The 7,857-nt window shown below is 53.3% G+C and carries 14 protein-coding genes; 13 read left to right on the top strand and 1 reads right to left on the bottom strand.

Annotated elements, in window-relative coordinates; genetic code table 11:
- The 13 genes from O71_RS19330 to O71_RS19380 form a co-directional block, all read left to right on the top strand.
- A partial coding sequence (locus tag O71_RS19330; protein WP_007660392.1) for a Mur ligase family protein occupies positions 1-1,069 on the top strand: 1,069 nt, incomplete at its 5' end.
- Entirely contained in the window at positions 1,059-1,184 is a 126-nt protein-coding gene (locus O71_RS26720; RefSeq protein ID WP_255345426.1) for a hypothetical protein, read from the top strand. The genes O71_RS19330 and O71_RS26720, both read left to right, overlap by 11 nt.
- Positions 1,185-1,278: 94 nt before the next feature.
- Positions 1,279-2,244 carry an isoaspartyl peptidase/L-asparaginase family protein gene (locus tag O71_RS19335; protein WP_007660393.1) on the top strand — a complete coding sequence of 322 codons (966 nt, stop codon included), beginning with the start codon at positions 1,279-1,281 and terminating at the stop codon, positions 2,242-2,244.
- Between the two features lie 119 nt (positions 2,245-2,363).
- A complete protein-coding gene (locus tag O71_RS19340; RefSeq protein ID WP_007660394.1) occupies positions 2,364-2,987 on the top strand; it encodes a hypothetical protein in 624 nt (207 codons plus the stop codon).
- A gap of 7 nt (positions 2,988-2,994) precedes the next feature.
- Positions 2,995-3,303, top strand: a complete 309-nt coding sequence (locus tag O71_RS19345) for a transcriptional regulator (RefSeq protein WP_007660395.1) — start codon at positions 2,995-2,997, stop codon at positions 3,301-3,303.
- 80 nt (positions 3,304-3,383) lie between these two features.
- Complete coding sequence (locus O71_RS19350; protein ID WP_007660396.1) at positions 3,384-3,722, top strand: hypothetical protein; 339 nt, start codon at positions 3,384-3,386, stop codon at positions 3,720-3,722.
- Between the two features lie 57 nt (positions 3,723-3,779).
- Positions 3,780-4,259, top strand: coding sequence for a hypothetical protein (locus O71_RS27580; RefSeq protein ID WP_369750996.1), 480 nt, complete (start codon positions 3,780-3,782; stop codon positions 4,257-4,259).
- Positions 4,187-5,020 (top strand): hypothetical protein, encoded by an 834-nt coding sequence (locus tag O71_RS19355; RefSeq protein WP_369750997.1) that lies wholly within the window; start codon positions 4,187-4,189, stop codon positions 5,018-5,020. The genes O71_RS27580 and O71_RS19355 overlap by 73 nt, the downstream gene beginning before the upstream one ends.
- 42 nt (positions 5,021-5,062) lie before the next feature.
- Positions 5,063-5,350, top strand: coding sequence for a hypothetical protein (locus tag O71_RS19360; protein WP_007660397.1), 288 nt, complete (start codon positions 5,063-5,065; stop codon positions 5,348-5,350).
- Between the two features lie 48 nt (positions 5,351-5,398).
- The gene (locus tag O71_RS19365; RefSeq protein ID WP_007660399.1) at positions 5,399-5,689 is read left to right on the top strand and encodes a hypothetical protein; all 291 of its coding nucleotides are present in this window, start codon (positions 5,399-5,401) and stop codon (positions 5,687-5,689) included.
- An 11-nt stretch (positions 5,690-5,700) separates the two neighbouring features.
- Positions 5,701-5,973 carry a hypothetical protein gene (locus O71_RS19370; protein WP_007660400.1) on the top strand — a complete coding sequence of 91 codons (273 nt, stop codon included), beginning with the start codon at positions 5,701-5,703 and terminating at the stop codon, positions 5,971-5,973.
- A 144-nt stretch (positions 5,974-6,117) separates the two neighbouring features.
- Positions 6,118-7,131 (top strand): NAD(P)/FAD-dependent oxidoreductase, encoded by a 1,014-nt coding sequence (locus O71_RS19375; protein ID WP_007660401.1) that lies wholly within the window; start codon positions 6,118-6,120, stop codon positions 7,129-7,131.
- On the top strand, positions 7,131-7,454 hold the full coding sequence (locus tag O71_RS19380) for a 2Fe-2S iron-sulfur cluster-binding protein (RefSeq protein ID WP_007660406.1): 324 nt from the start codon (positions 7,131-7,133) through the stop codon (positions 7,452-7,454). The genes O71_RS19375 and O71_RS19380 overlap by 1 nt, the downstream gene beginning before the upstream one ends.
- 88 nt (positions 7,455-7,542) lie before the next feature.
- Here the strand turns inward: O71_RS19380 and O71_RS24445 are convergent.
- On the bottom strand, positions 7,543-7,857 hold a 315-nt coding region (locus O71_RS24445; RefSeq protein ID WP_007660407.1), incomplete at its 5' end, for a hypothetical protein.

Genomic DNA, 7,857 nt, shown 5'->3' on the forward strand with positions numbered 1-7,857 from the left:
CACAGGCACCAACGGCAAAACCACCACTACCCGCCTCGTGGCGCACATGCTCAAGTTCAAAGGCTACCAGGTCGGCTATACCACCACCGACGGCATCTACATACAGGACAACAAGATCATCAAAGGCGATACCACCGGGTCCTACAGCAGTGAGTTTGTGCTCAAAGACCCCACCGTGAACTACGCCGTACTGGAGTGTGCCCGGGGCGGCATGCTGCGCTCCGGCCTGGCCTTCCGGCAGTGCGACATCGGCATCGTCACCAACGTGTCGGCCGACCACCTGGGGCTGGGTGATATCAATACCGTAGAGGAAATGGCCGAAGTAAAAGCCGTGATCCCTCGCACGGTATGCCAGAATGGCTATGCCGTGCTCAATGCAGACGATGACCTGGTTTTTGAAATGGCGACGGGCCTCTCCTGCAAAGTGGCCTTCTTCAGCCTGGACGAAAACAACCCGCGCATCCTGCAGCACATCAGCAAAGGCGGACTGGCGGCCGTGCTTGAAAACGGGTACATCTCTATCTTCAAGAATACTTACAAGATCCGGGTGGACCGGGTGGCTGACATTCCGCTGACCTTCGGGGGCCGTGCCCGCTTTAACATCCACAATGTGCTGGCGGCTACCCTGACCGGGTATATCAACCACTTTGAGATTGCCGAGATCAGAACGGCCCTACGCACTTTTATTCCTTCCGCAGAAACCACACCGGGCCGCATGAACCTGTTCAAACTCCCGCGCTACGAAGTACTCATCGACTATGCCCACAACATTGCCAGCATGGAAGCCATCGCCGACTTCATCGACAATGTGCAGGCCACCTACAAGATCGGCATTGTGGCAGGTATAGGCGACCGTCAGGAAGAAGACACCATCGAGATCGGGCGCATTGCTGCCGAAACCTTTGACGAGATCATCATCCGGCAGGACAAAGACCTGCGCGGCAAATCCGGGCAGGAGATCAACAGCCTGATCAAGCAGGGCATTATGGCCGTTAAACCCAACATGAAGCTCACAGAGATCAACCAGGAAACCCGTGCACTGGCCCATGCCATGGAATATGCCCCCTGAGGGTGCCTTTATTACTCTGTTCTCAGAGGATATACCGGAGTCGATCAAGCTGGTGGAGAGTTTCCGGATCATCGATCACCGGCGCATTTCCTCCCTGGAGCAGGACTCATTTTAACGCGGGGTACCTCCTCCGGCGGCTATACCTTGTAATAACCAGGTACAAATCGTCCCGTACTACCAGGGGCTCAATTAAACGGAAACAAACAACGATGAAAAAATTTGCAATTGCGATTCACGGCGGGGCTGAAACAGTGAAGCCCAGCGAAATTGACAAGAAGAAAGAAGAAGAATACAGAGAAGGTTTGGCAGATGCGCTGAAAGCAGGGTATGACGTACTGGAAAAAGGTGGCAGCGCCCTGGATGCAGTAGAGGCGGCCGTCAACAGCATGGAGCGTAACCCGGCGTTCAACGCGGGCCGCGGCGCCAGCCTGACACAGCGCGGCGAGACTGAGTTTGATGCTGCCATCATGGATGGCAACACCCTCCGGGTGGGAGCTGTAGGTGCCGTCCGCTATGTGCAGCACCCAATCAGTCTGGCGAAAGTGGTCCTTCAAAAGTGCGACCATTGCCTGCTGGCAGGAACTGGTGCCGAGGAATTTGCCCTTGCCAACAACCTTCCCCTAAAGGGTCCGGAGTATTTTGTGACGCCCGAGAAAAAAGATGCCTGGCTTGACAAGCAGCAGGAAAAAGCAGCCAAGAAAAGGCAACCTGGTTCCATGTCCGACACAGTGGGCGCCGTAGCACTGGACATGAATGGCAACCTGGCGGCCGCTACATCCACCGGCGGGCTGACAGACCAGTTAAAAGGACGCGTCGGGGATTCGCCCATTATCGGAGGAGGCACCTTTGCCAACAACGAGGCATGTGCCGTGAGTTGCACCGGCGAGGGCGAGGCGATCATGCGTGGCGTGCTCGCCCACGAGGTATACGCCATGATGAAATATGCCGGTAATTCCCTGCAGACAGCCACCGACAAGGCTATTGAACTGCATGCCGATAAACTGCAGGGCGACCGGGGTATTTTGTCAATGGACAACACCGGAAAAGTAGCCTTTGGCTTTAATACCGGCTTTATGAAGCGTGGCTACCAGGCAGCAGATGAAGCGCCTTTTGTGGCCCTGTGGGAGTCTGAAAAGATCAGGAAGCCTGCTAAGTTAAAGGAGATGGAAAAATAGCCTGAAACGAAGTAACGTTGTACTGGAATTTCACTGCCTTATATTTTTCAAAATTATTTATCCTCAACGCTTGACTTTCCGTAAAGCACTATTAACTTTGAAACTCAAAGTACTTTACAATGAATCAGCAGCAAGACCAGTTAGAAGCCCTGCACGAGATCCGCAACATCATGGATCGCTCTTCCCGCTTTATCTCCCTGAGCGGTTTGTCCGGCGTATTTGCAGGCTTGTCGGCGCTGGCCGGGGCGGCGGTGGTCAAGTGGTATCTGACACAGCACAACATCAATTACGTGAGTGACCTGGCAGGCAACTTCAGCCGCGACAACATCCTGTTTTTGCTGGCTGTGGCTGTGGCTGTGCTGATACTTGCCTTCGGTACCGCCACTTACTTTACGGCACGCAATGCCCGCAAGAAGAACCAGCGCACCTGGGACAACCAGTCGAAGCGACTGCTGGTGAACCTGGCTATACCTTTGGCTGCCGGCGGTGTGTTTTGTGCCGTGCTGCTTTACCACGGCATTCTATACCTGGTAGCGCCTGCCATGCTGGTTTTTTATGGCCTGGCCCTGCTCAATGGCAGCAAGTATACCTTGGGTGATATTCGTTACCTGGGCATCATCGAGATCATCATTGGCCTGGTTGCCTGTGTGTTTGTAAGCTATGGCCTGATGCTCTGGACGCTGGGATTCGGTATACTGCACATTGTATATGGCGCGCTGGTGTACTTTAAATACGAACGCTAGCAGACCTGTGAAAGAGTATCTTGAAAATATAAACAAGGCCTTCGAAAGCAGGGCGCGGCTGGGCATTATGTCAGTGCTGATGGTGGACGACAAGGTGGACTTCAACACCCTGAAAGAAACCCTGCAACTGACCGATGGCAACCTGGCCAGTCACCTGCGGGCGCTGGAAGAAGCCCAATACCTGCGTGTGGAAAAGCAGTTTGTGGGCCGCAAACCCAACACCACCTACCATGCGACGGACGCGGGCCGTGAGGCTTTCAAAAGTCACCTGGATGCGCTGGAGCAACTTATTTTGAACAACAGGCAAAGCGACTAATTTTTTTTGTCGCTTTACTTTGAAACTCAAAGTACTTTAATGACACACAAAATAGATTCATAACCTTAACTCAGATTAAAATGGTACAGCAACATGATTATCAAAACCAGCCTTGGCAGCCTGCTGCAGCAGGTAAGCGGGCACTGACAGGCGCCGCGATCGGATTAGCCTTGATCACACTTTTTCTGGCGGGTGTCAATTCGCCTGACCCGGCATGGGGCAAGTTATGGATGCTCCGGCCACTGCTGATCGTTCCTATGGCTGGTGCACTCGGAGGCTTGATCAACTATTTCTTGCTGCAGTATCACCATCGGTTCGGGGTGCACAAAGCCATCGCCATCGTGCTCAGTGTGCTGATTTTTGTAGTAGGTCTGTGGCTAGGCTTTGTACTGGGTCTGGTAGGTACGCTGTGGCACTAAGCGGCAGGCACTAACACACTTACATGATCAAAAAAACTTACCTGAAGGTATAGACCCATGAAAGAGCAAATACTATCGCACCTTGACAACCCCGGACAGTTGGAGAAACTTTACCGCTCCAACAAGACAGGCTTCAAACAGGAGTTCAGCAGCATATACCCGCAGCTCAGCGGCACTGCGCTGGCTGACTTCTGGCACGCAAGACTGCACTATGAAGCAGAGGATGTTTTCTGGCGCTTCAACCGGGAGTTTCTGTTTGTGGTGATCGCCGCTTTGGTGGCAGGTATACTGGTCAAGCTGCCCGCTATCTTCCCGATCAGCGAGGCATTCTACTACCCGCGCAACCTCAGCTTCTTTGTGCTGCCGCCTCTGATGGCCTACTTTGCCTGGAGAAACAAAATGCCTGAATACAGTGCAGGCATTATCGCCGGGATCACGCCGTTTGCCTGGTATACATTAATGCCTTGCCCGACAACCAGAGTGACACCCTTGCGCTCGCCTGCATTCACCTGCCTTTGCTGCTGTGGGTACTGTTAGGGGTGTCCTATGCTGGCAACGAACTTCACCTGGCTGACAAGCGACTCAGCTTCCTACGCTTCAACGGCGACCTGGCGGTCATGTCGGCGCTGCTGGTCATAGCGGGCGGTATGATGACAGGTATAACGATCGGCTTGTTTGCACTGATCGGGCTCCGGATCGAGGAGTTTTACTTTGAGTACATCGTCGCCTTCGGGTTGCCGGCTGTCCCGATCGTGGCCTCATACCTGACGCAGAACAACCCCCAGCTTGTCAACAAGGTGTCGCCGGTCATTGCCCGGATCTTCAGTCCGCTGGTGCTGGTGATGCTAGTGATCTACCTCGGAGCCATCATCTACTCCGGTAAAGACCCTTACAACGACCGGGAATTTCTACTACTCTTCAACGTGCTCCTGATCGGGGTAATGGCGCTGATCTTCTTTTCCGTTGCCGAAAGCACGAACCGGAAAAGCGCTCCATCAGCGGTGTGGGTGCTGCTCATGCTCTCGGTTGTGACGGTGGTCGTGAATGGCATTGCCTTATCGGCTATTTCGTTCCGCATCTCGGAGTGGGGTATCACACCTAACAGAGTGGCTGTGCTGGGCGGCAATGTGCTCATGCTGGTGCACCTGCTCATCGTCACGGTCATGCTTTTCAAAGCAGCCACCCGAAAGGCAGCCATCACAGAGGTGGGACGTTCCATTGTGCTCTACATCCCGGTTTACTTTGCCTGGACGATTGTGGTCGTATTCCTTTTCCCGATTATGTTCGGGTTTGAGTAAGCAGCAGAAATATTCTCTTCACTATAAAATCAAAAACACATCATGGAAAAAACATTTCAAATCGGGAGTGTAGTCAGCTGGCTGTTTGGCTTCCTCTTTCTGGCTATCGGATTCATCAATACGTTTTGGGAGAATGATGCCGGATATGGCCTTTTTATCATCATCCTGTCACTCGTTTACTTCCCTCCCATGACCGCTATTCTGCAAGAGACGACAGGCTTCTCTGTGCCGTTGGCCGCCAAAATCATCCTGGGCCTCTTCATTCTGTGGTCTGCGCTGGGTGTGGCCGAACTGCCCGAAAAGATCGACCTGATGCTGAAGGACTTTTAACCAGTCATTACTTAAAACAAATCATTTTCATCATAAACAAAAACAGATATGGTAACGCAAAACAAAAGATTGATCGGCATTGTGCTCGGAGTAGCACTGCTCTTATTTATCCCACTTATCGCGATGCAGTTCACCAGCGAAGTAGACTGGGATCTGCGTGACTTTGTGATCATGGGCATCCTGCTGCTCAGCACCGGACTTGCGGCTGAGTTTGTCATCCGAAAAGTGAAAAGCACTGAATCACGGCTCGTCATCATCGGGATCATTCTGCTGGCTTTCTTCCTCATCTGGGCTGAGCTGGCTGTTGGTATCTTCGGAAGTCCGTTTGCGGGAAGCTAAGCAACAGTCTCATGAAAGCGCATACCTTGACTTATCCCCTACTCGGCTGGCTTGTCGGCCTGGTAATCGCAATAGTGGGTGTACTGAACCTGGTGCTGGTACACCCTGTGCCGGGCATTGCCTACCTGCTCATTTCGCTTGTTTATCTTCCGCCAGTCAATGTATACCTGAAGCGATATCTGGGCCTCTCCATTCCGGTGGTGCTCAAAGTGGTGCTGGCTATCGTGCTGTTCATGTTTACCTTAGGCGTGAGCGACCTGGGCGATATGATCGACAAATTGTAATCAGACCATAAAACATGTGAAATGGGGGTGGTTAGCAGCATGTGCTGTTGACCACCCCCATTTTATAGCAGAAATTACTATGGATGCTTAACACATGGCCGTATCTTTACGGTAGAAAATTGATTGATCAAAAAACAATTTTAAATGGACAGAATAACAACTGATATATGCATTGTGGGGGCAGGACCAGTGGGCCTGTTTGCTGTGTTTGAAGCCGGCTTGCTCAAAATGCGCTGCCATGTGGTGGACGCCCTGCCAGTGGTAGGTGGCCAGCTGGCCGAGATATACCCTAAAAAACCGATCTACGACATACCTGGTTTTCCGTCGATACTGGCTGGTGAACTGGTAGATAACCTGATGAAGCAGATCGAGCCCTTCCACCCGACCTTCACCCTGGGTGAGCGTGTGGAGGAACTGGACAAGCAGGAAGACGGCACGTTCATTGTGCGCACTTCCGAAGGCACCGAAATTGCCTGCAAGGTAGTCGCCATAGCCGGCGGACTGGGCTCATTTGAGCCACGCAAACCGGCCATCGAAAGTCTGGAGAGCTTTGAGGGCAAAGGCGTGACCTACATGGTGCGCGACCCGGAGCTGTTCCGTAGCAAGAAAGTGGTACTGGCCGGCGGCGGTGACTCTGCCCTGGATTGGGCTATCTACCTGGCTGGTGTAGCCGAAGAACTGACGCTGGTGCACCGCGGCTCCACCTTCAGGGGAGCACCGGAGTCGGCGGAGAAAGTGCTGACCCTGGCCGAGGAAGGCCAGATCAAATTGCTGCTAAAGTCGAACGTGACGGATGTGCAGGGCAACGGCAAAGTAGACGCTGTAACCGTGCTGATCGACAATAAGGACGAGCACAAGATCGAAACCGACTACTTCATTCCGCTTTTCGGACTGGTGCCAAAGCTGGGACCGCTCGAGAACTGGGGGCTGGAGTTGGAGAAGGGCGCTATTGTAGTAAACACTTTCGATTACTCCACCAACATACCGGGCGTATACGCCATCGGCGACATCAACACCTACCCGGGCAAGCTGAAGCTGATCCTGTGCGGTTTCCACGAGTCGGCCCTGATGGCGCAGAGTGCCTATAACATTATCTATCCCGACAAGAAGTTCGTGCTCAAATACACGACCGTGAACGGCATTCAGGAGTTGAGCTAATGGAGGAGCTGATCAACATACACGTGGAGCTGCCCGACGGTAGCCGCGTGACACTGGAGGCTCCTACTGACATGGGTCTTTCGGTGATGGAAGTGATGAAGGCGAACGAACTGGACGTGCCGGCCATTTGCGGCGGTATGGCCATCTGCGCCACCTGCCACGTGGAGGTGCTGCAGAGCGGTGAGTTGCCCGAGCCCGGCGACGACGAAGCTTACATGCTCGAGACGCTTCCGCATGCCACAGCAACCAGCCGCCTTTCGTGCCAGCTGCGCGTGAACCCTGACCTCGACGGACTGGTGGTGCGCCTGATGCCGGAAGCGTAAGGGCTATACCTGATACCCGGAAAACCAGAAAGCCATACCTGCCAAGGGTATGGCTTTTTTGTGCGGCTATACCTGAGTACAAATTGCCTTAAACCTTGCTTTGCTCCATGTAGGGTTGCCAGTTCACGATCAGCACCTTCTCCTCAGGCAGGAGCATATATCCATAGTCATAGCAGAGATGGTAAGTGTTTCCCTTCTGGGTGCGGTAAACCTGTGTCAGGTATCGGAAATCAAAGCCTGCCAGCTCCAGGTACTGGCGAGGGAGGGTGGTCTTACCCTGCGGACTGAGCTGCTTGAGGATGCTGCGGTTCTTTCTTAGCGCGGCGTTAGTTTGGAGAATCCTGCGTTCGTGTTGGTTCTGTAGTTTGACTGTGTTGTTGGCCAGGTGGCGGCAGGAGTAGAG

Source organism: Pontibacter sp. BAB1700 (assembly GCF_000277005.1).
GTDB lineage: Bacteria > Bacteroidota > Bacteroidia > Cytophagales > Hymenobacteraceae > Pontibacter > Pontibacter lucknowensis.

Bases quoted from the DNA above. Each gene is read 5' to 3' on its own strand.
- O71_RS19380 (WP_007660406.1), top strand. From the start codon at position 7,131: ATGGAGGAGCTGATCAACATACACGTGGAGCTGCCCGACGGTAGCCGC.
- O71_RS19375 (WP_007660401.1), top strand. From the start codon at position 6,118: ATGGACAGAATAACAACTGATATATGCATTGTGGGGGCAGGACCAGTG.
- O71_RS26720 (WP_255345426.1), top strand. From the start codon at position 1,059: ATGCCCCCTGAGGGTGCCTTTATTACTCTGTTCTCAGAGGATATACCG.
- O71_RS19360 (WP_007660397.1), top strand. From the start codon at position 5,063: ATGGAAAAAACATTTCAAATCGGGAGTGTAGTCAGCTGGCTGTTTGGC.
- O71_RS19340 (WP_007660394.1), top strand. From the start codon at position 2,364: ATGAATCAGCAGCAAGACCAGTTAGAAGCCCTGCACGAGATCCGCAAC.
- O71_RS19365 (WP_007660399.1), top strand. From the start codon at position 5,399: ATGGTAACGCAAAACAAAAGATTGATCGGCATTGTGCTCGGAGTAGCA.
- O71_RS19370 (WP_007660400.1), top strand. From the start codon at position 5,701: ATGAAAGCGCATACCTTGACTTATCCCCTACTCGGCTGGCTTGTCGGC.
- O71_RS27580 (WP_369750996.1), top strand. From the start codon at position 3,780: ATGAAAGAGCAAATACTATCGCACCTTGACAACCCCGGACAGTTGGAG.
- O71_RS19335 (WP_007660393.1), top strand. From the start codon at position 1,279: ATGAAAAAATTTGCAATTGCGATTCACGGCGGGGCTGAAACAGTGAAG.
- O71_RS19350 (WP_007660396.1), top strand. From the start codon at position 3,384: ATGGTACAGCAACATGATTATCAAAACCAGCCTTGGCAGCCTGCTGCA.